Source organism: Streptomyces sp. MK7 (genome assembly GCF_032658145.1).
Taxonomy (GTDB): domain Bacteria; phylum Actinomycetota; class Actinomycetes; order Streptomycetales; family Streptomycetaceae; genus Streptomyces; species Streptomyces spiralis.
Genome location: NZ_JAVACL010000022.1, coordinates 62,994 through 84,991, shown reverse-complemented (window position 1 = coordinate 84,991; position 21,998 = coordinate 62,994). Strand labels below are relative to the sequence as shown.

General features: G+C 72.7%; 21 protein-coding genes, 2 pseudogenes and 2 riboswitches. Of the genes and pseudogenes, 15 read left to right on the top strand and 8 right to left on the bottom strand.

The window, feature by feature from the left end:
* Positions 1–75: 75 nt before the first annotated feature.
* Genes R2S09_RS23400 through R2S09_RS23390 form a run of 3 tightly spaced genes read right to left on the bottom strand, consistent with a single transcriptional unit; the run spans position 76 to position 3,565 of the window.
* Positions 76–1,146 carry a prenyltransferase/squalene oxidase repeat-containing protein gene (locus R2S09_RS23400; RefSeq protein ID WP_306189316.1) on the bottom strand — a complete coding sequence of 357 codons (1,071 nt, stop codon included), beginning with the start codon at positions 1,144–1,146 and terminating at the stop codon, positions 76–78.
* The gene (locus tag R2S09_RS23395; protein WP_306189317.1) at positions 1,143–1,877 is read right to left on the bottom strand and encodes a class I SAM-dependent methyltransferase; all 735 of its coding nucleotides are present in this window, start codon (positions 1,875–1,877) and stop codon (positions 1,143–1,145) included. The genes R2S09_RS23400 and R2S09_RS23395 overlap by 4 nt, the downstream gene beginning before the upstream one ends.
* Positions 1,871–3,565: a glycosyltransferase family 4 protein gene (locus R2S09_RS23390; protein ID WP_316743024.1), complete on the bottom strand. Its 1,695-nt coding sequence runs from the start codon at positions 3,563–3,565 to the stop codon at positions 1,871–1,873. The genes R2S09_RS23395 and R2S09_RS23390 overlap by 7 nt, the downstream gene beginning before the upstream one ends.
* Before the next feature lie 220 nt (positions 3,566–3,785).
* Between R2S09_RS23390 and R2S09_RS23385 the strand changes: the two genes are divergently transcribed.
* From R2S09_RS23385 to R2S09_RS23345, 9 genes and pseudogenes are all read left to right on the top strand, one after another.
* Positions 3,786–4,457 (top strand): TetR family transcriptional regulator, encoded by a 672-nt coding sequence (locus R2S09_RS23385; RefSeq protein WP_316743022.1) that lies wholly within the window; start codon positions 3,786–3,788, stop codon positions 4,455–4,457.
* Positions 4,458–4,527: 70 nt separating this feature from the next.
* Positions 4,528–4,702: riboswitch (TPP riboswitch) on the bottom strand.
* 135 nt (positions 4,703–4,837) lie between these two features.
* Positions 4,838–5,173 (top strand): annotated as a pseudogene (locus R2S09_RS23380) (nuclear transport factor 2 family protein); the annotation flags it as partial.
* A 30-nt stretch (positions 5,174–5,203) separates the two neighbouring features.
* Positions 5,204–5,277: riboswitch (cobalamin riboswitch) on the top strand.
* 131 nt (positions 5,278–5,408) lie between these two features.
* Entirely contained in the window at positions 5,409–6,656 is a 1,248-nt protein-coding gene (locus R2S09_RS23375; protein WP_316743020.1) for a prenyltransferase/squalene oxidase repeat-containing protein, read from the top strand.
* On the top strand, positions 6,653–7,315 hold the full coding sequence (locus R2S09_RS23370) for an SCO2322 family protein (RefSeq protein ID WP_399144468.1): 663 nt from the start codon (positions 6,653–6,655) through the stop codon (positions 7,313–7,315). The genes R2S09_RS23375 and R2S09_RS23370 overlap by 4 nt, the downstream gene beginning before the upstream one ends.
* A 442-nt stretch (positions 7,316–7,757) precedes the next feature.
* Complete coding sequence (locus R2S09_RS23365) at positions 7,758–8,873, top strand: CbiQ family ECF transporter T component (protein ID WP_306189343.1); 1,116 nt, start codon at positions 7,758–7,760, stop codon at positions 8,871–8,873.
* Positions 8,870–10,570 carry an ABC transporter ATP-binding protein gene (locus tag R2S09_RS23360; RefSeq protein WP_306189322.1) on the top strand — a complete coding sequence of 567 codons (1,701 nt, stop codon included), beginning with the start codon at positions 8,870–8,872 and terminating at the stop codon, positions 10,568–10,570. The genes R2S09_RS23365 and R2S09_RS23360 overlap by 4 nt, the downstream gene beginning before the upstream one ends.
* Positions 10,567–11,406 (top strand): ECF transporter S component, encoded by an 840-nt coding sequence (locus R2S09_RS23355; protein WP_316743018.1) that lies wholly within the window; start codon positions 10,567–10,569, stop codon positions 11,404–11,406. The genes R2S09_RS23360 and R2S09_RS23355 overlap by 4 nt, the downstream gene beginning before the upstream one ends.
* A 330-nt stretch (positions 11,407–11,736) precedes the next feature.
* A complete protein-coding gene (locus R2S09_RS23350; protein WP_306189324.1) occupies positions 11,737–12,153 on the top strand; it encodes a transglycosylase SLT domain-containing protein in 417 nt (138 codons plus the stop codon).
* Positions 12,154–12,279: 126 nt separating this feature from the next.
* Positions 12,280–12,975 (top strand): YoaK family protein, encoded by a 696-nt coding sequence (locus R2S09_RS23345; protein WP_306189325.1) that lies wholly within the window; start codon positions 12,280–12,282, stop codon positions 12,973–12,975.
* 2 nt (positions 12,976–12,977) lie between these two features.
* Here R2S09_RS23345 and R2S09_RS23340 read toward each other — a convergent pair whose 3' ends face one another.
* The 3 genes from R2S09_RS23340 to R2S09_RS23330 form a co-directional block, all read right to left on the bottom strand.
* Positions 12,978–13,535, bottom strand: a complete 558-nt coding sequence (locus R2S09_RS23340; RefSeq protein WP_306189326.1) for an isochorismatase family protein — start codon at positions 13,533–13,535, stop codon at positions 12,978–12,980.
* A 64-nt stretch (positions 13,536–13,599) separates the two neighbouring features.
* Positions 13,600–13,854 (bottom strand): DUF397 domain-containing protein, encoded by a 255-nt coding sequence (locus R2S09_RS23335; protein WP_306189327.1) that lies wholly within the window; start codon positions 13,852–13,854, stop codon positions 13,600–13,602.
* Positions 13,835–14,662, bottom strand: a complete 828-nt coding sequence (locus R2S09_RS23330) for a helix-turn-helix transcriptional regulator (protein ID WP_316743014.1) — start codon at positions 14,660–14,662, stop codon at positions 13,835–13,837. Before R2S09_RS23330 ends, R2S09_RS23335 begins: the two co-directional genes overlap by 20 nt.
* A gap of 91 nt (positions 14,663–14,753) precedes the next feature.
* On the opposite strand from R2S09_RS23330, the pseudogene R2S09_RS23325 reads away from it, so the two are divergent.
* Both R2S09_RS23325 and R2S09_RS23320 read left to right on the top strand, forming a co-directional pair.
* Positions 14,754–15,167, top strand: a pseudogene (locus tag R2S09_RS23325) (ATP-binding protein); the annotation flags it as partial.
* Positions 15,168–15,254: 87 nt separating this feature from the next.
* Positions 15,255–15,596, top strand: a complete 342-nt coding sequence (locus R2S09_RS23320) for a DUF5713 family protein (RefSeq protein WP_306189344.1) — start codon at positions 15,255–15,257, stop codon at positions 15,594–15,596.
* Between the two features lie 61 nt (positions 15,597–15,657).
* Here the strand turns inward: R2S09_RS23320 and R2S09_RS23315 are convergent, their stop codons facing one another.
* A complete protein-coding gene (locus tag R2S09_RS23315; protein ID WP_316743012.1) occupies positions 15,658–17,691 on the bottom strand; it encodes a bifunctional glycosyltransferase 87/phosphatase PAP2 family protein in 2,034 nt (677 codons plus the stop codon).
* Positions 17,692–18,098: 407 nt separating this feature from the next.
* On the opposite strand from R2S09_RS23315, the gene R2S09_RS23310 reads away from it, so the two are divergent.
* Positions 18,099–19,475: an MFS transporter gene (locus tag R2S09_RS23310; protein WP_372337730.1), complete on the top strand. Its 1,377-nt coding sequence runs from the start codon at positions 18,099–18,101 to the stop codon at positions 19,473–19,475.
* A gap of 207 nt (positions 19,476–19,682) precedes the next feature.
* Complete coding sequence (locus tag R2S09_RS23305) at positions 19,683–20,354, top strand: O-methyltransferase (RefSeq protein WP_306189330.1); 672 nt, start codon at positions 19,683–19,685, stop codon at positions 20,352–20,354.
* Between the two features lie 19 nt (positions 20,355–20,373).
* Here the strand turns inward: R2S09_RS23305 and R2S09_RS23300 are convergent, their stop codons facing one another.
* Positions 20,374–20,766: an FHA domain-containing protein gene (locus R2S09_RS23300; RefSeq protein WP_306189331.1), complete on the bottom strand. Its 393-nt coding sequence runs from the start codon at positions 20,764–20,766 to the stop codon at positions 20,374–20,376.
* Positions 20,767–20,929: 163 nt separating this feature from the next.
* On the opposite strand from R2S09_RS23300, the gene R2S09_RS23295 reads away from it, so the two are divergent.
* Complete coding sequence (locus R2S09_RS23295; protein WP_306189332.1) at positions 20,930–21,349, top strand: DUF1992 domain-containing protein; 420 nt, start codon at positions 20,930–20,932, stop codon at positions 21,347–21,349.
* A gap of 153 nt (positions 21,350–21,502) precedes the next feature.
* Positions 21,503–21,994 carry a GNAT family N-acetyltransferase gene (locus R2S09_RS23290; protein ID WP_306191623.1) on the top strand — a complete coding sequence of 164 codons (492 nt, stop codon included), beginning with the start codon at positions 21,503–21,505 and terminating at the stop codon, positions 21,992–21,994.
* Positions 21,995–21,998 lie beyond the last annotated feature (4 nt).

Sequence of the window (21,998 nt, the reverse complement as noted above, 5' to 3'; positions counted from 1 at the left end):
CGCGCGCCGCGCGTGCGCCGACGGCGCGCGGCCCGGTCGCACCGGCCTGCCGCGCGCGCCGGCCCGCCGCCGTCGTCAGTCGCAGCAGTCCGGGTCGAGGCCGCTGGGCAGGCGGTCGGGCGAGAAGACCGTGCAGGTGGGTTCGTGGCCGCCGAGCGCGGCGACGGCGAGGAGCAGGGATCCGGCGGTCCAGGTGGTGAGTTCACGGGGCCATATGGCGTCGTCCTCGAAGACGTAGCCCGTCCAGTACAGGCCCGTCTCACCGTCGCGCAGGTGCTGGATGGACTGGAGCACGTCGAGCGCGCGGTCCGACTCGCCCACCGACCACAGTGTCAGGGCCAGTTCGGCCGACTCCCCGCCCGTCACCCACGGGTTGGGGACCACGCAGCGCACGCCGAGTCCGGGGACGACGAAGCGGTCCCAGTCGGCCTCTATGCGTTCCTTGGCCTCCACGCCGGTGAGCGCGCCGCCCAGCACGGGGTAGTACCAGTCCATCGAGTAGCGGTCCTTGTCCAGGAACCGCTCCGGGTGCCTGCGGATCGCGTGCCGGAGCGCGCCGACCGCCAGCTCCCAGTCGGGCTGGGGCTCTTCGCGCTGTTCGGCGATCGCCAGGGCGCAGCACAGCGCGTGGTGGATGGACGAGGAGCCGGTCAGCAGCGCGTCCGCCGTCGCGGTCCCGTCGTCCTCGCGCTTCCAGCCGATCTGCCCGCCGGGCTGCTGCATGCGGAGCACGAACTCGATCGCCGCGTACACCACCGGCCACATGCGGTCCAGGAACGTGTCGTCGCCGGTCGAGAGGTAGTGGTGCCAGACCCCTACGGCCGTGTAGGCGACGAAGTTGGTCTCCCGGCCCCGGTCGGTGACGTCGTCGTGGGCGCCGTCGGCGTAGGCCGCGTACCAGGAGCCGTCCGCCAGCTGGTGGCGGGCCAGCCACAGGTACGCCCGCTCGGCGGCCTCGTGCTCGCCCGCCGCGTCCAGCGCCATCGCCGCCTCGACGTGGTCCCACGGGTCGAGGTGGTGCCCGCGGAACCAGGGGATCGCCCCGTCCTCCCGCTGCACGGCGAGGATGCCCCGTACGGTCGCGGCGGCCTGCCCGGCGGTGAGGACCCCGGGCAGGACGAGGTGTTCTGTCCGGGGTGTGGTCACGCGGCGGCCACCCGCGGCAGGTGCGGCTTGGTCGCGTAGGCCACGAAGCTCTTGCCGATCAGCGGGTTGAGGGCCTGCTCGGCCACCCTCGTGGCCAGCGGCTTCTTCATGATGTCCCAGACCAGCAGCTTGTGGTACGCCCGCACCGGCAGCGCCTTGTCGTTGTCGACGCCGAAGGCGCACTTCAGCCACCAGTACGGCGAGTGCAGCGCGTGCGCGTGATGGGTGCCGTAGGGCTTGAGGCCGGCCTCGCGGATCTTGGTGAGCAGCTCGTCGGCCTTGTAGATGCGGATGTGGCCGCCCTCGACCTCGTGGTAGGCGTCGGACAGGGCCCAGCAGACCTTCTCGGGGCCGTGGCGCGGCACGGTGATCGCGATACGGCCGCCCGGCTTGAGCACCCGGACCATCTCGGCGAGCACGCCCTTGTCGTCGGGGATGTGCTCCATCACCTCGGAGATGATCACGACGTCGAAGGACTCGTCGGGGAACGGGAGCGCGAGGGCGTCGCCCTCCATGGCGGTGGCGGTGGCGCCGGCCGGTGCCTCCCCGGCCTCCTTCATCGCCGCGAACCACTTGGCGACCTCGCGGATCTCCTCGCCGTTGCGGTCCAGCGCCACGACCCGCGCGCCGCGCCGGTAGCACTCGAACGCGTGCCGCCCGGCGCCGCAGCCGAGGTCCAGGACGCGGTCGCCGGGGGCGAGCGGGAACCGGGAGAAGTCGACGGTCAGCACGTGGCCCTGCTTTCGGAGTAGACAACCTCTGAGGCCGCGGAACGGCCGGCATCGTGCACCGCGGAGCGGCGGCCGCCCGGAGCCGGGGAACGATCAGCGCCCGGGGCCGGTGAACGATCAGCGCCCTGGGGCGCGGAGCGGTCGGGCTCCGGGGTCGGGGAGTGATCGGGCTCCGAAGTCGCGGAGCGGTCGGGGCCCGGCGTCCCGGAGTCATCGACGCCCGGACCGGCGGAACTGCCGGTGCCGGCGCCCGCGGCGCCGCGCGCATCCGGGGCGGCAAGGCGCTCCGAGCCCGGAACCCCGGAGCCATCGGAGGCCGCCGGGCCGGTGGAGCAGTGGGGGTTCGGGGGTGTGGGGCGGCGGCGGGGCGGGGTGGCGGAGGTGGCGATGGCCTCGCGGTAGTGGGCCACCGTGCCCTCGGCCGCGCGTGCCCATGTGAAGTGGCGCAGGACGCGGTCGCGGCCGGCCGCGCCCAGGCGGGTGCGCAGATCGGGGTCGCCCAGCAGCCGGCAGAGCGCGGCGGCCAGGGCGCCCGCGTCGCCCGGCGGTACGGCGAGGCAGGTCTCCCCGTCGCGCCCGGCGACCTCGGGGATCGCGCCGCCGGTCGTGGCGACCAGCGGCGTGCCCGTGGCCATGGCCTCGGCCGCCGGGAGGGAGAAACCCTCGTACAGGGACGGCACGCACGCGACCTCGGCCGAGCGCACGAGGTCGACCAGTTCGGCATCGGAGATGCCCTTGACGAACTCGACGGCGCCCTCGAGGCCGTAGCGCTCGATGGCCTGTGCGACCGGCCCGTCCTCGGCCCGCTTGCCGACCACGACGAGGTGCGCCTCGGGCTGTTCCGCCCGCACCTTCGCCAGCGCCTCGACGAGGAAGACCAGGCCCTTGAGCGGCACGTCCGCGCTGGAGGTGGTCACGATCCGGCCCGGCACCCGCCGCACCGACGGATCGGGCGAGAACAGGTCGGTGTCGGCACCGATGTGCACGACGTGGACGCGGTCGGGCCGTACGCCGAGGTGGTCGACGATCTCCTGCCGGGAGCTGCCGGAAACGGTGAGCACGGACGGCAGCCGGCGCGCGACCCGCTTCTGCATGCGCGTGAAGGCGTACCAGCGCTTCACGGACCACCGCCGCTGCCAGGTGTCGGCGGCGTCCAGCTCCAGCTGCCGGTCCACGGTGATGGGGTGGTGGACGGTGGTCACCAGCGGCGCGCCGACGTCGCCGAGCAGCCCGTACCCCAGCGTCTGGTTGTCGTGCACGATGTCGAACTCGCCGCGCCGGGCCCGCAGATGACGGCGGGCGCGCAGGGAGAACGTCAGCGGCTCGGGGAAGCCGCCGGTCCACATGGTGGCGACCTCCAGCGCGTCGATCCAGTCGCGGTACTCGTCGCGGCCGGGGGTGCGGAACGGGTCCGGCTGGCGGTAGAGGTCGAGGCTGGGCAGCTCGGTCAGGCTCAGCCGGCCCGGGGCGCCGTCCTCCAGGGCGTCGAGGACGGGGTACGGCTGGGCACCGATCACCTCGACCCGGTGGCCGAGGCGGGCCAGCTCGCGGGAGAGATGACGGACGTAGACGCCCTGGCCGCCACAGAACGGGTTTCCCTTGTAGGTGAGGAGCGCGATGTCGAGCGGTCGCTCGCCGTCCGCGGCGAGGTCCGTGGGGGACCCCGCCTGACTGGCCTCAGCGGTCACTCTGGGCCCCCTTCTGACTGCACCGTCCCGCGAGATTACGCCGGGACGCTAATCTAGAACAAGTTTCAGACTTGATCGTCCAGGAGGCTCTGAATCTACCGGCAGGTAGCCTCGCTGTGAGCAGTGGATCAGGTGATTCACGCCACGGCTCGCGCGGTGTGCGGCGCCCTGCCATGCTGTCCGATCGCACGCACTCACCGACTGTCACGGAGCGGTACCCATGCCTGCGCAAGCCAAGGTGGAAGCCAGCACCGCGCGGCCGTCCGCGAAGCCCGCGACCCCCGCGCGCGAGCACGGGCCGGCCATGTCGCCGCCCCTGACCGAACGGCAGGAGGCGCGCCGCCGTCGCATCCTGCGCGCGACGGCGCAGCTCGCCGGGCGGGGCGGCTTCGACGCGGTGCAGATGCGGGAGGTCGCGGAGTCCTCGCAGGTGGCCCTCGGCACGCTCTACCGGTACTTCCCGTCCAAGGTGCACCTGCTGGTCGCCACCATGCAGGACCAGCTGGAGCGGATGCACGCCACGCTGCGCAAGAAGCCGCCGGCCGGCGAGAGCCCGGCCGAGCGGGTCGCGGAGACCCTGATGCGTGCCTTCCGCGGCCTCCAGCGCGAGCCGCACCTGGCCGACGCCATGGTGCGCGCGCTGACCTTCGCGGACCGCAGTGTGAGCCCCGAGGTCGAACAGGTCTCCCGCCAGACCACGGCGATCATCCTGGACGCGATGGGCCAGGACGACCCGACCCCGCAGCAGTTGTCCGCGGTCCGCGTGATCGAGCACACCTGGCATGCGGCGCTGATCACCTGGCTCTCGGGCCGGGCCTCCATCGCCCAGGTGAAGATAGACATAGAGACGGTGTGCAGGCTGATCGACCTGACGGCTGCCGGCGAGAGCTGAAGAGCCCACCGCCCCGGACGCGAAGAAACCCGGGCACGAAGAAGCCCGGGCACACGGCCCGGGCACGATGAAACCTACGAGACGGGTTCCCTTCGCCGGCATTGCCCGGATCAGGTTCTAGGGGTCGCCTTCCAGTCTTTCGACCTTCCGGCCTCTCAGCCCGACCGTCGACGTCGGCCTCAGCGGATGCCTTTCGGCGTCTCGCCAAAGTCGGCTACTCCGGTCGAACTCCCTCACTCGCCCCGTAGGCACTTACCAGGATAGAACGCCCAAGCCCGGACACAACACCCGAACGGGAAGATTTTTTTCTTCCGATGCTCTGAGCAGCACGCTCCTGCCGTACAGCCCCATGGAACACAGCACCCGGGAATCTCCGGAACCTCTGGAATCCTGGAGCACCTCCTCGCCGAGCGCGCCTGCGAGCGCCTCGCCACTTCGCCTCCCGCCCCGCCGACCGGCTCTCCCGCCGTCCGATGTCGAACATCGTCGTCACGGTCACCTTCCCGGACACGGCCACGGCCGTCTCCTGCTCCACGACCTACCGCGTGGACGGCCACAGGGGCGGCATGGTGCCCGCCGGCCCGCCCGTCCGGATGGGTCGTCACGAGGACCGGTTCCGCCGCATCTCCGGCGCCTGGCTCCCGGCCTCCCGGACGCTGCGCCTGCCCTTCGGCGGTCCGACACCCGTGGACCTGGGGCAGGAACCGGGCCGGTAGAGTGAGCCGGTCGTCTTCACGCCTGTCCGGGGGGAAGCCGGTGCGAATCCGGCGCTGACCCGCAACCGTGAGCCGCCCCTCGTGGGCGGCGAGCCGGACTGCCCCGGGCGGGAGCGTGACCGGCTCACGTGCGTCGGCAGCCCGCCGCCGCACGGCACCGTCGAGGTATACGGAGCCGAGCCGCCGGGATGTCCCGTGCTGCCCGGCTCCCTTCAGGGAGAGGCATCCGCCGATCATGAACATCCGCCGCAGCGCCGCGGCCCTGGCCGCCGTCGCCCTGATCGGCATATCGGCGCCCGCCGTCGCCGCCGACTCGTCCCCCTCTCCCTCCGGGTCCCCCGTGCTGCCCTCGGGGCTCTACGGCACCACCGACCCCAAGTACGACGGCGTCTGGCGGCAGTCCCTCGCCCTGCTCGCGCAGCACACGGCCGGTGTGCGGCCCGCCGCGAAGGCCGTGGACTGGCTGACGGGGCAGCAGTGCGCGAACGGCGCCTTCGCCGCCTTCCGCGCCGACACGTCCCGCGCCTGCGACGCCAAGGTCGTGATCGACACCAACAGCACGGCCGCCGCCGTCCAGGCCCTCGCCGCGCTCGACGGCCACGACGCCACGACCGGGAAGGCGGTGTCCTGGCTGAAGTCCGTGCAGAACAGCGACGGCGGCTGGGGCTACACGCCCGGCGGGCCCAGCGACACCAACTCCACCTCGGTCGTCATCGGAGCACTCACCGCTGTGGGCGAGAAGCCCGAGACCGTGCGCAAGAGCGGGAAGTCTCCCTACGACGCCCTGCTGAAGTTCGCCCTGCCGTGCTCCGGTGACGCCGCGGGCGCCGGCGCGTTCGCCTACCAGCCCGACAAGAAGGGCAAGCTCGCGGCGAACGCGGACGCGACCGCCGCGGGTGTGGTCGCCGCCCTCGGACAGGGCCTGGCCGCCAAGGCCGCGAGCGGCGACGGGAACGGCGGCGGCGCCCGCTGCTCGGACTCCGGCGAGGCCGGCCCCGCCCGGGCCGCCGCGGGCGGCGCCGCGTATCTCGCGCGCGCCGTCGGCAAGGACGGCTACCTCACCTCCGTACTCCCCGGCGCCACCGACCAGCCCGACTACGGCAACACCGCCGACGCGGTCGTCGCGCTCGCCGCGCAGGGCGGGGCCGCCGCGGCGCAGAAGCCCCTCCAGTGGCTGGAGAAGCACTCCGAGGCGTGGGCGAAGCAGAGCGGTCCCGCCGCGTACGCCCAGCTCGTCTTCGCCGCCCACGCCAGCGGCACCGACCCGCGTGACTTCGGCGGCACCGACCTGGTCGAGCGGCTCAACGCCACCGGCCCGGCGCCTCAGGCAGCCGCCGCCAAGGACAAGAAGGGCGCCACGGACGTCGCGAAGGACAACTCCGGCCACGCCGTCTGGTGGGCCGCCGGGATCCTCCTGGTCGTCGTGATCGCCGTCGGCCTGATGCTGAGCCGCGGCAGGGGCGACAAGGTGCGGCAGCCGTGACGCGCCGCTTCCGCGCACTGTCCGCCGTGCTGCCGGCCGCCGTGTGCCTGCTGTCGGCGGGCGTGGGCCAGGCGCAGGCGGCCGGTTACCGCTACTGGTCCTTCTGGGACCGTGACGGCGGCCACTGGACCTACGCCACCGAGGGGCCGTCCACGGCCCGCCCCGCCGACGGCGACGTACAGGGTTTCCGCTTCGCGGTGAGCCAGGACTCCCAGGACGCCGCCCAGCCGCGCGGGAGTGCCGACTTCGCGGCCATCTGTGCCAAGACCCCCGCCCAGCAGGGCAAGAAGCGGATCGCGCTGGTCCTCGACTTCGGCACGAAGGCCGACGCGCCCTCCGGCGAGACCCCGCCCGCGCCGCGTACGGCCTGCGCCCGCGTCCCCGCCGACGCCACGACGGCGGAGGCCCTGGCGGCGGTCGCGGGGCCCCTGCGCTACGACACCAACGCCCTGCTCTGCGCCATCGCCGGGTATCCGCGGAAGGGGTGCGGCGAGCAGGTCACGTCGGGAAAGAGCACCCCGTCCAAGAGCGCCGGCGAGGCGAAGAAGACCGACGAGGGCGGCGGCCCCTCGGTCGGTCTCGTCGCGGGCGGTGCCGTCGTGCTCGCACTGGCCGGAGCGGCCGTCTGGCAGTCCCGGCGACGGCGCGGAGATGCGTAAGGCGTCCGCCGGCACGGGCAAGCCTCCGGCCTCCACGGGCACGGGGCCGCGCCCGGCCTCCGCCGACGCGGCCCTGAGCCGGACGGCAGACGGTCCGGGCATGCGCGGAGAGCCCGACGGCGCGGACATGGGCCCGGCACCGGACGGCGCCCGCGCGGTTCCGCGCGGCACGACCGGCGACGCAGACCCACACGGGACGGCAGACGACGCAGACACACATCCCGCGCCGGACGGCACCCACGCGGATCTGCGCGACGCCACCAGCGACGAAAACCCACGCGGGACGCCGGCCGACACGAACACGCGCCCAGCGCCCGGCGGAGCACGCTCGGGCCTGCGCGGCGCGCCCGGCGGCGCACGGACAACCGTGCGCGAAGTGCCCGGCGGGGCACGGACAGGCGTGCGCGAAGTGCCCGGCGCCGCACGCGCGAACCCGCGCGAAGTGCCCGGCGGGGCACGCGCGAACCCGCGTGGCGCCGCTGGTGTGCATGCGGGGGCCTGGTGGTTGTGGGCCCTGGCCCTCGGGACGGCTGCCACTCGCACCACCAACCCCCTTCTGCTCGCCCTGCTTCTCACGGTCTCCGGCCATGTCGTGGTGACCTGCCGCCCGGACACCCCCTCCGCCCGCTCGTACACCGCGTTCGTCCGGCTCGCGCTCGCCGTGCTGCTCATCCGCCTCGTCTTCGCCGTCGCCCTCGGCTCCCCCATCCCCGGCACGCATGTGCTCGTCACCCTGCCCGAAGTGCCGTTGCCGCACTGGGCGCAGGGCATCCGTCTGGGCGGCCGGGTCACGGCCGAGGCACTGGTCTTCGCCCTGTACGACGGCCTGAAGCTGGCCACGCTGCTCGTCTGCGTCGGCGCCGCCAACGCCCTCGCCGCCCCCGCCCGGCTGCTGAAGTCCCTTCCGGGCGCCCTGTACGAGATGGGCGTCGCCGTCGTCGTCGCCCTCACCTTCGCCCCGCATCTGGTCGCCGACGGCCGCCGGCTGCGCGCGGCCCGCCGGCTGCGCGGGCGGCCCGACCGGGGCGTCCGCGGCCTGCTGCACGTGGGACTGCCGGTCCTTCAGGGCGCGCTGGAGCGGTCCGTCGCCCTGGCCGCCGCGATGGACGCCCGCGGCTACGGCCGTACGGCCGAGGTCGCGCCCGCCGTGCGCCGTACCACCGCCGCCCTGACCCTCGGGGGCCTGCTCGGCGTCTGCGCCGGAACGTACGGACTGCTCACCGCCGAGGGCGGCTCCTACGGCCTGCCGGTCCTGCTGGCCGGGGTCGCCGCCGCCCTCGCCGGGCTCCGGCTGGGCGGCCGGCGATCGCCGCGCACCCGCTACCGGCCCGACACCTGGAACCTCCGCTCCTGTCTGGTCGCCGCAGCGGGAGCGGCCGTCGCGGCGCTCCTCACGCTCGCCGCCGCCCGCGACCCCGAGGCCCTGCACCCCGGTGTCGTGCCGCTCACCGCCCCCACCCTCCCCCTGTGGCCCGCCGCGGCCGTACTCCTGGGCCTGCTGCCCGCCTTCGCCGCCGCACCCGCGCCCGCCCGCATGTCCCCCGAGGAGCCGTCGTGATCCGCTTCGAGGATGTCTCCGTGACGTACGACGGGGCGGCCGAACCCACCGTCCGCGCAGTGGACCTCGAGGTGCCCGAGGGTGAACTCGTGCTGCTCGTCGGCCCGTCCGGGGTCGGCAAGTCGACCGTCCTCGGTGCGGTGAGCGGGCTCGTGCCGCACTTCACCGGCGGCACCCTGCGCGGCCGGGTCACCGTGGCCGGCCGCGACACCCGCAGCCACCAGCCGCGCGAGCTCGCCGACGTCGTCGGCACGGTCGGACAGGACCCGCTCTCCCACTTCGTCACCGACACCGTCGAGGACGAACTCGCCTACGGCATGGAGTCGTTGGGCCTGGCCCCGGACGTGATGCGGCGGCGGGTGGAGGAAACCCTGGACCTGCTGGGCCTGGCCGATCTGCGGGACCGTCCCATCGCCACGCTCTCCGGCGGCCAGCAGCAGCGGGTCGCGATCGGCTCCGTGCTCACCCCGCACCCGAAGGTCCTCGTCCTCGACGAGCCGACCTCCGCGCTGGACCCGGCCGCCGCCGAGGAGGTCCTCGCCGTCCTCCAGCGGCTCGTGCACGACCTCGGCACGACGGTCCTCATGGCCGAGCACCGACTGGAGCGCGTCGTCCAGTACGCCGACCAGGTCGTCCTCCTGCCCGCCCCGGGCGCCGCCCCGACGATCGGCGCCCCGGCCGACCTCATGGCCGTCTCGCCGGTGTACCCGCCGGTGGTGGACCTGGGCCGCCTGGCGGGCTGGTCCCCGCTGCCCCTGACGGTCCGCGACGCCCGCCGCCGGGCGGGGGACCTGCGCGAGCGACTGACCGGCCGCGAGCCCGCACCGGCGCCCGGGCCCGCGCCCGGAACCACCCCGGCGCCCGCGCGTCCGGCCGCCCCGCGCACCCTCTTCCCGCTCCTGCGCAGGCGCGCGCCCCGCGACACCGGCCCCACGGACACACCGCCGGTCGTCGCGGAGGCCCGCGCGCTGGCCGTCCGGCGCGGCCGCGTCCAGGCGCTGCGGCATGTGGACCTGGCCGTCGCCCCCGGCGAGACCATCGCCCTCATGGGCCGCAACGGCGCCGGGAAGTCCACCCTCCTGGGCTCCCTGGTCGGCCTGGTGGAACCCTCCGCCGGGCGGGTCCGCGTGGGCGGCGCGGACCCCCACCGCACCCCGCCCCGCGACCTCGTGCGCCGCGTCGGACTGGTCCCGCAGGAGCCGCGCGACCTGCTGTACGCCGACACGGTCGCCGCCGAGTGCGCGGCCGCCGACCGCGACGCGCAGGCCGCGCCCGGCACCTGCCGGGCCAGGGTCTCCGAGCTGCTGCCCGGGGTCACCGACGGCACCCACCCCCGGGACCTGTCCGAGGGGCAGCGGCTGGCGCTCGCGCTCGCCGTGGTCCTGACCGCCCGGCCGCCGCTGCTGCTGCTCGACGAGCCGACCCGCGGCCTGGACTACGGTGCGAAGGCCCGCCTGGTCGCCGTGCTGCGCGAGCTCGCCGCCGCCGGCCACGCCATCGTGCTGGCCACGCACGACGTGGAGCTGGCCGCGGAGCTCGCCCACCGGGTGGTGCTGCTCGCCGAGGGCGAGGTGATCGCCGACGGCCCGACCGCCGAGGTGGTCGTCTCCTCCCCCTCCTACGCCCCCCAGGTCACCAAGATCCTGGCCCCGCACAGGTGGCTCACGGTCGCCCAGGTCCGCGAGGCACTGGCATGACGACCGGCCGTGACGCGTCCCACGGCTCCGTGCGGGCCGTCCGGTTCGGCCCGCGCTCCGTGATCGCCCTGGCCCTGGTCAGCGCCGTCGGTGCGGTGGCCTTCAGCTGGCCGTTCCTGGCCCCGCCGGCCTCGCGGCTCAGCGCGCACGCCCAGGACGCGCCCTGGCTCTTCGCGGGCCTGCTCGTGCTGCTCGTCGCCGTCCTCGCCGCGACGATCTCCGAGTCCGGTCTCGGCCCGAAGGCCGTCGCCATGCTCGGCGTGCTGGCGGCGACGGGGGCCGCGCTGCGCCCGATCGGCGCCGGCACCGCCGGTATCGAGCCCATGTTCTTCCTGATGGTGCTGAGCGGACGTGTCCTGGGCCCGGGCTTCGGGTTCGTGCTGGGTTCGATGACCATGTTCGCCTCCGCGCTGCTCACGGGCGGGGTGGGGCCCTGGATGCCGTTCCAGATGCTGGCCATGGGGTGGTTCACCATGGGCGCGGGCCTGCTGCCGGGCCCGGACCGCCTGCGCGGCCGTACGGAACTGCTGATGCTGGCCGGCTACGGCTTCCTCGCCGCCTTCGCCTACGGCACGGTCATGAACCTCGCGGGCTGGCCCTTCATGGGCACCCTCGCCTCCTCCATCGCCTTCGACCCGCACGCCACGGTCCCCGCCAACCTGGCCCGCTTCGTCGCGTACTGCCTGGCCACCTCGCTCGGCTGGGACCTGGGCCGGGCCGCCGTCACCGTCGTCCTGACCCTGGCCGTCGGACCGGCGGTGCTGAGGGCACTGCGCCGCGCCACCCGGCGGGCCGCCTTCGAGGCGCCGGTCACATTCGACCCGCCCGCACCGTGAACCGGCCCACATGACGCGGATCACCTACGGCCCTGGGTCGTAGCCGCCCAGCCCGGGACACATGCGCGCGTTTGCTCGCGCCGACCTGCGCATTGAGAGCCCGCTCACACCCACACACCCCACTGCGGATGCGACGACGACTAGTAAACGGGGTGTTTGCGGGCAGATGCGCCGCCTGCTTGTCTGGACGACGTCGTCAGGAGCCGACGGTCCCCGGACCCCGGACACATCCGGGACTCCGGGGCCTTCGGTGCCAGGGCAGCTCCTCCTCCCGCTCCCGCGGGCTCCGGCTGCTCGCGACACCCACGTCCCCGACGCAAGAGGTTCTCCGTGCCCGTCTCCTTCATCCGTCGCATCGCCACCCCGAAGAAGGCCCTCACCACCGCCGCCGTGGCCGCCGCCACCGCCGGCATCGCCCTGACTTCGGCTCCCGCCCAGGCGGCCACGCCCGCCTCGGCCTCCGACGCGAAGGCGATCGCGCACCAGATGATCCCGGACGCCGCGCAGTTCAACGCCTTCAGCCACATCGTCGAGCACGAGAGCGGCTGGAACCCCCACGCCACCAACGCCTCCTCCGGCGCCTACGGCCTGGTCCAGGCGCTGCCCGCCTCGAAGATGTCCTCGGCGGGCACCGACTGGAAGACCAACCCCAAGACCCAGATCAAGTGGGGTCTGGACTACATGAACTCCCGCTACGGCAGCCCGGCCAAGGCCTGGAACTTCTGGCAGGCCCACGGCTGGTACTGAGCCGATCCCACGCCCGGCCTCTGAGCCGGCCACCGACGCGAGGGCGGCGGTCCCCCGATCCCCGGGACCGCCGCCCTCGCCGTGTCCGGACACCGTGCGACCACGCACGTCTGCTTTCCTGGTGCCATGGCAGCAGACCCGCCGCGGGACGCCCGCCCGGACGCCCCCGAGGCCCGTGGCCTGCGCCTGGTGCCGGTGCTGCTGGGGCTGACGGTGGTCAGCGGCATCATCGACGCGGTGAGCTACTTGGGGCTCCACCACGTCTTCACCGCGAACATGACCGGCAACGTGGTGGTCCTCGGTTTCGCCGCCGCCGGGGCGCCCGGCTTCTCCGTGTCGCACACCGCCACCTCCCTGGCCTGCTTCCAGCTGGGCGCGCTGGCCGGCGGCCGGCTCGCGGTGCGCTACGGCGGCCGCTCGCGGCGCAGTTGGGCCCGTGTGACGTTGGCCGTCGAGACGGGCCTGGTCGGGACGTCGGCGGCGGTGGCCTTCGCCGCCCCGGGCGCCGCCGGCACGACGTACACGCTGATCGCCCTGACCGCCCTCGCGATGGGCCTGCGCAACGCGACGGTCATCAAGCTGGGCGTGCCCGACCTGACGACCACCGTCCTGACCAGGACCCTGACGGGCCTCGCCGCCGACTCCCGGGCCGCCGGCGGCACCGGCCACCGCTCCACGCGCCGCGCCGCGTCAGTGATCGCGATGCTCGCCGGCGCCGCCCTCGGCGCCTGGCTGGTGGTCCACCGCGACCTGGGCACACCGCTGCTGATCGCGGCGGTGGCGGCGGGGGTGCTGGCGGCGGTGACGTCGGGCCGCGAATGACGTCATCTGCCGCCGAAGTCGACGTCCTTGGTCTCGACGGTCCCGGCCGTGCGTCCCGGTGCCGTCTGGTAACCCCAGTACAGGTTGGTGTGGGCGATGACCTGCTCCGGCGGCGGGGCGCCCCAGGCCGACATGTCCTCCGTGGTGTGGGCGTCGCCGACCAGGATCGTGTCGTATCCCCGCACGAGCGCGCCGTGCAGTGTCGAGCGGACGCACACGTCGGTCGACGCCCCGGTCACGAACAGCCGGCCCACCTCGAGGCCCGACAGTACGGTCTCGAGGGTGGTGTCCTCGAACGAGTCGCCGTAGTTCTTGTGGACGAGCGGCTCGCCCTCACCCGGCGTCAGCTCGGGCACGATCCGCCAGCCGTCGCTGCCCCTCACCATCCCCTCGTCGGCGTGCTGGATCCACACGACGGGAGTCTCCTCCCGCCGGGCCCGCTCGACCAGGTCGGCGATGTTCGCGACGACCGCGTCGCGGGCGTGCGCCTTGCCCACGACGTCGTTCTGCACGTCGACGACGAGAAGTGCGGTGTTGGGCCGGTCCTGAAGTGTGCTCATGGTTCCCCCTTGCGCCTGCCGGTGCCATCTGCGACCACACTAGACCGGGCCACTGACAATGGGGTCAGTCCGCGGTGGAGGCCCAGGTGACGAAGCTGGTGAAGGCCTCCGGCCGGAGGGTGAGCACCGGCCCGGTGGGGATTTTGGAGTCACGTATGGCGACGGTGGCGCAGGGGGTTTCGGCGATCTCCACGCAATTGCCGCCCTGGTCACTGCTGTACGACGACTTACGCCAGACCAGCGGTCCGAGCGGCGCGCACTCGACGCATTCGCCGCCCTGGTCACCGCTGTAGCTGGACTTACGCCACTTGATCTCCATAGCGGTCCTCCATCACGCGCCGGATCAAGTCCGCCGAGTCCTTGAGGGGGAGTGCGGCGGCTTGCAGATGATCGTAACGGCGCGAGCAGTCTTTGACGGTCTCTGGGTTAGCAGTCGGGTGCGCGCTGCCGTAGCCCTCCGTGTAGACGATGGTCGGGTCACTCGCGAAACGGTAGACGTCGAACGAGCCTGTCATTCCCGCATGCGCGCCGGCCTTGAACGGCAGCACCTGGATGTTGATCAACGGGTTGCGTTCGTAAGACAACAGGCGAGCCAGTTGCTCTCGCATGGTCGCAGGACCGTCGATCTCCAGGTACAAGGCCGTCTCGAAGAGGACGACCCAGTAGAGCGGCGGTTCTCGCTTATCGAAGATGCGTTGACGGTCAAGCCGCACCGCGGCGCGGTCATCGAGATCAGCGTCGTCCAACGCGCCCAGCACGGCACTCGCGTACCCCCTGGTCTGAAGCAGGCCAGGCACCATGCCCATCTCGAAGGAGTAGATCTCGGTGGCTCTCGCCTGGAGTTCAGCAACCTGCTGGAACCAAGCCGGAAGCTGACTCCGCATCACCAGCACGACGAGTCGCGACAGCGACCCGTCCGCCCCCAACGCCGCGTCCACCCGCTCACTGAACTCCGGCGTCGGCAGCTTCCGTGCCGTCTCGATCTGCCCCACCAGCGACCCGGTGTAGTTGACGATGTCCCCCAGTTGGCGCTGCGTCAGGCCGGCGGCCTCCCGCAGTCGCCGTAGCTCGAAGCCGTAGTAGTCGAGCGGTGAGGCCCCCGGGTCGAGGACGTTGATGTTGGTCACGCACGGTCCCCTTTACGCACGCCGGCCCACAGGCCGGCCGGTTGTATTCACGTAGTAGCCCAGAGTAGTGACGGCACGTCAGCCTCGTCCCGTGAACGACTACTTTCCCTCGATCCTCGCGGGCCCCCGCCCCACCAAGTACCGGATGACGCTCACCGCCGGTGAGCACTCGGCGCGGCACATCCGCCGGATCGTCCGATCTCAGCTGACCGAATGGGACCTGACGGAGCTGGCGGACACTTTGGAGCTCGCCGTGACCGAGCTGATCGCCAACGTCGTGCGCCATGTCCCGGACCGCCGCTGCACGCTGCTGGTCCTGCGGCAGACGGCCGGAGTCCGGGTGGAGGTGAGCGACGGCTCACCCCGACTTCCCGCCGCCCCTGCTGACCTGTCCCCGGACGCGGAGAGCGGGCGCGGCCTGCTGCTGCTCGACGCCGTCGTCGACAAGTGGGGTGTGGAACAGCACGGGACGGGCGGGAAGACCGTGTGGTTCGAATGCCCGCGCCACGGACTTGCCAAAGCGCCTGCACGCCCTGTCAGTGGCGTGGTGCATGATCGGCACGTCGGTTCTCCGAGGGGACGAGGGTGCGCCATGCGGATCACGAACCAGCAGGTGACAGGGCACGCGTTTCTGCGGCAGATGTACGCGGACGAGTACTTCCCCGATCATGTCGTGGACAAGGGGAAGGCGATCCTGCTGCGGCTGTGCGGCCGGATCGAGGCTGAGCAGCCGTCGGACCTGGCAGCCCTGTACGTGCTGACCCAAGCCGCGACGGAGGATTTCAACCGTCTGGAAGCGGAGTTCGAGGCGGCCGGGAGCGAGATCGAGACGGTCGCGCGAGAGCTGATCGCCGAGGATTTCTGGTTCGTGGCGTCCGCTTACGGCTTCGCGGACGCGGACGTCGAGGAACTGATCGCCACCCGGGACTGGTGACCGCCGGCTGCCGGATCCCTCCGCAGCCGGCCGGCCCTCGCCGCGCCGGGCGCGCACGAGATCATCTCGGAGCACGGTCCTTCGGGACGGCCGCCTCGCTGCCGATCTCGGAGGCGGCCGTGACCGTCCGCCCGCGCGGCCCCTGGAGCAGATGCGTCAGCCCGAAGCCCGTGCCGACGACGACCGCGCCGCCTACCGCGTCCAGGACCCAGTGGTTGGCGGTGGCCACGATCGCGCAGACCGTGAACAGCGGGTGCAGCAGGCCCAGGGCCTTCATCCACCACCTCCGCGCCACCACGGCGATCACGATCCCGCACCACAGGGACCAGCCGAAGTGCAGCGAGGGCATCGCCGCGTACTGGTTGGTGACCGCGGTCATCGCCCCGTAGTCGGGCTTGGCGAGGTCCTGGACACCGTGCACCGTGTCGACGAAGCCGAATCCCGGCATGAGCCGGGGCGGAGCCAGCGGGTAGAGCCAGAAGCCCAGCAGGCCGAGCAGCGTGGCGAAGCCCAGGGCGGCACGCGCCCAGCGGTAGTCCGCGGGCCGCCGGGCGTAGAGCACGGCGAGGATCGTCAGCGGGACGACGAAGTGGAACGTCTCGTAGTAGAAGCTGAGAAAATGACTCAGCCCGGGCAGACCGACAACGGTGTGGTTGACCCGGTGCTCGATGTCCAGGTGCAGGGCGTGCTCCACGGAGTGGATCTGGTGACCGTGCGCCTCGGCGGTGGCGCGGTCGCCTCGCGCGACCAGCCGTACCTGCGCGTAGGCCGCGTAGGTCACGCGGATCAGCAGGAGTTCCAGGAGCAGATTGGGGCGGGTGAGGACCCTGCGCAGGAACGGGACCAGCGGGACGCGCTTCCAGCGGGCCGGGACTTCATCGGCGTACTGGGCCGGGACGGGTCTCTGGTAGTGCTCCGACGTGCGGGAGAGGAAGGGGACGGCCGTCGCCGCGGCCAGCGCGGCCAGCAGGACCACGTTGTCCCGCAGCGGGTACACGACCGCCGTGTTCGGCAGCAGCATCTTCGCCGGGAGGGCCGTCACCAGGACCACGGCGACCGGCCAGACGTAGCGGTCGCAGGCGCGGCGGCCGACCCGGCCGACGACCGCGAGCAGCATCCACAGCAGCTGGTGCTGCCAGGTGGTGGGTGACACGGCGATCGCGGCGCAGCCGGTGAGGGCGACCGCGAGGAGCAGCTGGCCGTCGCGGGCGTAGCGCACGGCCCGGCGGACGCCGAGGACGGCGATCACCGTGCCCAGGGCCAGGAAGAGGCTGATCTCCAGCGGGCCGGTCAGGCCGAGGCGCAGCAGGGCGCCGTGCAGGGACTGGTTGGCGAGGGCGTCGGCGCGCCCCCCGAGGCCGGCGCCCGCCATGTGGTGGACCCAGTAGGTGTACGAGTCGTGCGGCAGCGCGGCCCAGGCGAGCGCGGTGCAGGCGGCGAACACGGCGCCGGTGGAGGCGGCGGCCTTCCTGCGGTCGGTGAACCACAGCAGGGGCGCGAACAGCAGCATCGTGGGCTGGATCGCGGCGGCGACGCCGATCAGGGCGCCCGTGGTCCGCTGTCCGCGCACGACGAAGCAGCCGAGCAGCACGAGCAGGACCGGGATGATGCTGGTCTGGCCGAGCCACAGGGCGTTGCGTACCGGCAGCGACACCATGAGCAGGCTGATCGCGACGGGTGCGGCCAGGAGGGAGGTGCGGCGGCCGACCGGATGGGGCAGGGCGCGGGCGGCGATCAGGCCGAGCGCGACCACCAGGAGCAGGGTGCCGAAGATCCAGCCCCAGCCGAGGGCGTCCTCGGCGGCCTTGGTCAGTGGTTTGAGGACGAGGCCGCTGAACGGGGTGCCGGTGAACCGGGTCGAGTCGTACAGCGATCCCTTGACGTGCAGGACGCCTTCCGGCCCGGCCCAGGTCTCCAGGTCCGTGAGTCTCTGTCCGGGCGGAGTGGTCAGGACGGCGGCCACCTGCCGTACCGCGAGGACACCGGCGATCAGCCACAGGCCCAGGCGGGCCGCGTGCAGCCGTGCTCCGGCCGGGTGACCGGCCGCCGCTCCGAACGCTCCGGCCCCTGCCCCGCTGTGCTCCGCATCCGTCACGCCCCGCCGGCCTCCCGCCCCGTCGTCCCGGTACGAACCCTGGGGCGTGCGGTCCCTCGGGAGACTCGCGGTTCCCTCCGTGGAGAGACGCGGGCAGCCCCGGGTTCACCTGTCGTCCGCCCGCCTTTTGTCCGGATGACGATAGTCCGCCCCCGATGTGGTTGCGTCCGCCGGGCGCGACAAGGATCACAGCGCGGGCCCGGGCACGTTGCCCGGCGTCGGGCAGACGTACCTGCGTATCACGCGTTTACGTGCGCTGCGCATCGACTCGCGCACAGCACGTCAGGGGAGCAAGTGGTCGTATGGTCGATTTTCGGCCTGACTCGTTCCGGCCGGTTGGACCCGCTCGTCAGCGCCGCCGCGTGGGTCGCGTCCTTGTCCCCGACGAGAGGTAGGCGAGCGAAGCCTTGTCGGCTGCCACAGTCACCGCTCCCCGTTCCGTGTCCCTCATCAAGTCCCCCACCGCCGCCGCACCCCCCACGGTGACCGACCCGGCGCTCGTGAAACGCGCCGTGAAGGCCGCCGCGCTGGGCAACGCGATGGAGTGGTTCGACTTCGGTGTCTACAGCTACATCGCGGTGACCCTGGGCAAGGTCTTCTTCCCCTCCGGCAACCCGACCGCGCAGCTGCTCTCCACCTTCGGCGCCTTCGCCGCGGCCTTCCTGGTCCGCCCGCTCGGCGGCATGGTCTTCGGCCCGCTCGGCGACCGCATCGGCCGCCAGAGGGTCCTCGCCACCACCATGATCATGATGGCCGTGGGCACCTTCGCGATCGGCCTGATCCCGTCGTACGCGACGATCGGCGTGGGCGCCCCGCTGCTCCTGCTGGCGGCCCGGCTGGTGCAGGGCTTCTCCACCGGCGGTGAGTACGCGGGCGCGTCGACCTTCATCGCCGAGTACGCCCCGGACAAGCGGCGCGGCTTCCTCAGCAGCTGGCTGGAGTTCGGCACGCTCGTCGGTTACATCGGCGGCGCCGGCCTGGTGACCCTGCTGACGGCACTGCTGTCCTCGGACGACCTGACGTCCTGGGGCTGGCGGATCCCGTTCCTGATCGCGGGCCCGATAGGCGTCGTCGGCCTGTACCTGCGGATGCGGCTGGAGGAGACCCCGGCGTTCGCGGCGCAGCTCGAGAAGGCGGAGGAGGACCGCCCGAAGGTACCGCTGCGCGAGATGATCGCGGGGCAGTGGCAGGCGCTGGTGCTGTGCATGGCCCTGGTGCTGGTCTACAACGTCACCGACTACATGCTGCTGTCGTACATGCCGAGCTATCTGACCAGTGAGCTCAAGTTCGACGAGACGCACGGCCTGCTGGTGATCCTCGGCGTGATGGCCCTGATGATGATCGTCCAGCCGTTCGCCGGCGCGCTGACCGACCGCGTCGGCCGTCGTCCGGTGATCGCGGCCGGCTGTGCGGGCTTCCTGTTCCTGTCGATCCCGGCGCTGCTGCTGATCCGCCAGGGCAGCCTGGCGGCGGTGGGCCTGGGCATGGCCGCGCTCGGCCTGCTCCTGGTCTGCTTCACGGCCGCGATGCCGTCCGCCCTGCCGGCCCTGTTCCCGACCCGGTGCCGCTACGGCTCCCTGTCGATCGGCTTCAACGTCTCCGTCTCGCTGTTCGGCGGTACCACCCCGCTGGTGGTCACGGCGCTCATCGGCGCGACCGGCAACATGATGATGCCCGCCTACTACATGATGGCGGCGGCCGTGATCGGCGGCTTCGCGGTCTGGCGCATGTCGGAGTCGGCGGGCCGGCCGCTGCCGGGCTCGGCACCGTCGCTGGAGTCGTAAGGACGAACAAGGACGGACAAGGACGGACAAGGACAGCGAGGGACGGCCAAGGACGGCCGAAGTCGCGGGCAGTCGCACGGAGGCGCGACTGCCCGCGGCCGTCTCCGCCGCTAGTCTGAGATTCCCGGAGAATTCCCCAGTCCCCGGCTATATTTCGTGAGTGCAGCTAGTTAGGAAATCTAACTAGACAAACGAAAGGTTTGGTGCATGAGCGACCCGCAGCTCTGGGACGAGGTCGACAGCTACTTCTCCACGCTGCTCTCCCCGGAGGACGAAGCGCTACAGGCCACACAGCGCGACAGCGACTCGGAGGGCCTGCCGCACATCAACGTCACGCCGAACCAGGGCAAGCTGCTCCAGCTCCTGGCCCGGCTCCAAGGCGCCCGCACGGTCCTGGAGATCGGCACGCTCGGCGGCTACAGCACCATCTGGCTGGCCCGCGCGCTCCCCGAGGACGGCCTGCTGATCACCCTGGAGTACGACGCGCACCACGCCGACGTGGCCCGCCGCAACATCGCGTACGCCGGCCTCGACCGGATCGCGGAGGTGCGGGTCGGCCCGGCCCTGGAGTCGCTGCCCAAGCTCGCCGACGAGAACCCGCCCCCCTTCGACCTGGTCTTCATCGACGCCGACAAGGTCAACAACCCGCACTACGTGGAGTGGGCCCTCCGGCTGACCCGCGCGGGCAGCCTGATCATCCTGGACAACGTGGTACGCGGCGGCGAGGTGACCGACCCGACCAGCACCGACCCGAGCGTGCTCGGCACCCGGGCCGCCCTGGAGCTCATCGCCGGGCACCCGAGACTGGAGGGCACGGCGATCCAGACGGTGGGCAGCAAGGGCTACGACGGCTTCGCCCTGGCCCGGGTCCTGGCCTGAGGGGTCCGCGCCCACACCTCTACACCTCGTGGTAGAAGCCGACGTTGACGCTGCGCGGGCTCGTGCGGTCCTGGACGACGATCTCGCCGGAGCCGCCCCGGGGCAGCCGTACCGTGCCGCCGTAGGCGAGGGCCTGGCTGTGCTCGCCGGAGGTCAGACGGACCTCGGAGGACGGCTCCGGATGCGAGCCGCGCAGCCAGGTCAGCTGCCAGACGCCGTCGGGTCCGCACAGGAACTCCAGGTGGACCCGGGAGACGAACAACCAGTCGTCGGGCGTCACCAGGCGGCACACGGCCCCGTCCCGGCCCACCCGCAGCGCGGCACCCGGGTCGCTGGGCGCGTCGGCCATCAGCATGCCGGCCGTGGCGCCCGCGTCCGTCCCGGAGACCGAGGCCATGGTGAGTTCGAGCACGTGCGCTCCTCGTGTTCGGGCGCCGAGCCGCTGCCCGCGCAGCTGCCTCTGCCGCTGCGCCGTGCCCGGCCGCAGGCGCCAATACCGGTGGCGGAGCGCCTGATTGACGCACCGCGCGGCATGATAAATCGACCGGCCGTGGCCCGTCCGGCACAATGGGTTCATGACCGAGCGAAAGCCACCGGGTGTTCCGTTCGAGTCCTGGGTCGAGAAGGAGATCCGTGACGCACAGGGGCGGGGCGACTTCGACCGGTTGCCGGGCGCGGGCAAGCCGCTGCCGGACGACATGACGTACGACGAACTGTGGTGGATCAAGCGGAAGATGGCCCGCGAGGGCCTGTCCGTCCTGCCGCCGACGCTGGCCCTGCGCAAGGAGGCGGAGGACGCCCTGGCGGCGGCCTACGCCGCACCCTCGGAGCGGATCGTGCGGAAGATCATCGCCGAGATCAACACCAAGATCCTCGACATGATGCTCAAGCCCCCGCCCGGCCCTCCACTGGGCCTGAAACGGTACGACGTAGAGGAAGTCGTCCACGAGTGGCGGCGACGGCGGGCCGCTCGGGCGGCGGCCGAGCACGAGTAGCGGCGGCCGAGCGCGAGCAGGTGACCGAGCGCGAGCAGGTGACCGAGCGCGAGCAGGTGACCGAGCGCGAGCAGGGTGACCGCGGGGCCGGGGGCGGCCGTCGCCGGATATCCGGTTGCGCGGCCGGTGGGCCCGCTGGCGACAATGTCCGGCATGACCTGGACCGTGGCCCCGGAACCGTACGGCTCCCCCGTCGCCGCCGCGCTGTGGCGGGCGTACTACACCGAGGTCAGCGACCGCTGGTACCTGCTCCACGAGGGACACCGCACCGACCCCGACGAGTTGGAACGGGAGGTCGCCGCCTGCACCGGCGCCGAACTCGCGCCGCCCACGGGGCAGTTGCTGCTCGCCCGGTACGACGGCCGGCCGGCCGGTACCGCGGGCGTGCGGCTGCTGGACGCGGCGACCGCCGAGCTCACCCGGGTCTTCCTGCACCAGGAGCTGCGCGGCAGGGGCGGCGCCACCCTCCTGGTCACGGCGGCCGAGGACGCGGCCCGCGCGCTCGGCGCCCGGCGGATGGTCCTCGACACCCGCAGCGACCTGGTGGAGGCCCGCACGCTGTACACGCGTCTCGGCTACGGGGAGACCACACCGCACAACGACGCCCCGTACGCCGAGCACTGGTTCGCCAAGTCCCTCGCCTGACCCC

Coding starts and splice junctions, on each gene's coding strand:
- R2S09_RS23320 (WP_306189344.1), top strand. CDS start 15,255: ATGCGGATCACGAACCAGCAGGTGACAGGGCACGCGTTTCTGCGGCAG.
- R2S09_RS23340 (WP_306189326.1), bottom strand. CDS start 13,535: ATGAGCACACTTCAGGACCGGCCCAACACCGCACTTCTCGTCGTCGAC.
- R2S09_RS23305 (WP_306189330.1), top strand. CDS start 19,683: ATGAGCGACCCGCAGCTCTGGGACGAGGTCGACAGCTACTTCTCCACG.
- R2S09_RS23295 (WP_306189332.1), top strand. CDS start 20,930: ATGACCGAGCGAAAGCCACCGGGTGTTCCGTTCGAGTCCTGGGTCGAG.
- R2S09_RS23375 (WP_316743020.1), top strand. CDS start 5,409: ATGAACATCCGCCGCAGCGCCGCGGCCCTGGCCGCCGTCGCCCTGATC.
- R2S09_RS23355 (WP_316743018.1), top strand. CDS start 10,567: ATGACGACCGGCCGTGACGCGTCCCACGGCTCCGTGCGGGCCGTCCGG.
- R2S09_RS23345 (WP_306189325.1), top strand. CDS start 12,280: ATGGCAGCAGACCCGCCGCGGGACGCCCGCCCGGACGCCCCCGAGGCC.
- R2S09_RS23335 (WP_306189327.1), bottom strand. CDS start 13,854: ATGGAGATCAAGTGGCGTAAGTCCAGCTACAGCGGTGACCAGGGCGGC.
- R2S09_RS23290 (WP_306191623.1), top strand. CDS start 21,503: ATGACCTGGACCGTGGCCCCGGAACCGTACGGCTCCCCCGTCGCCGCC.
- R2S09_RS23385 (WP_316743022.1), top strand. CDS start 3,786: ATGCCTGCGCAAGCCAAGGTGGAAGCCAGCACCGCGCGGCCGTCCGCG.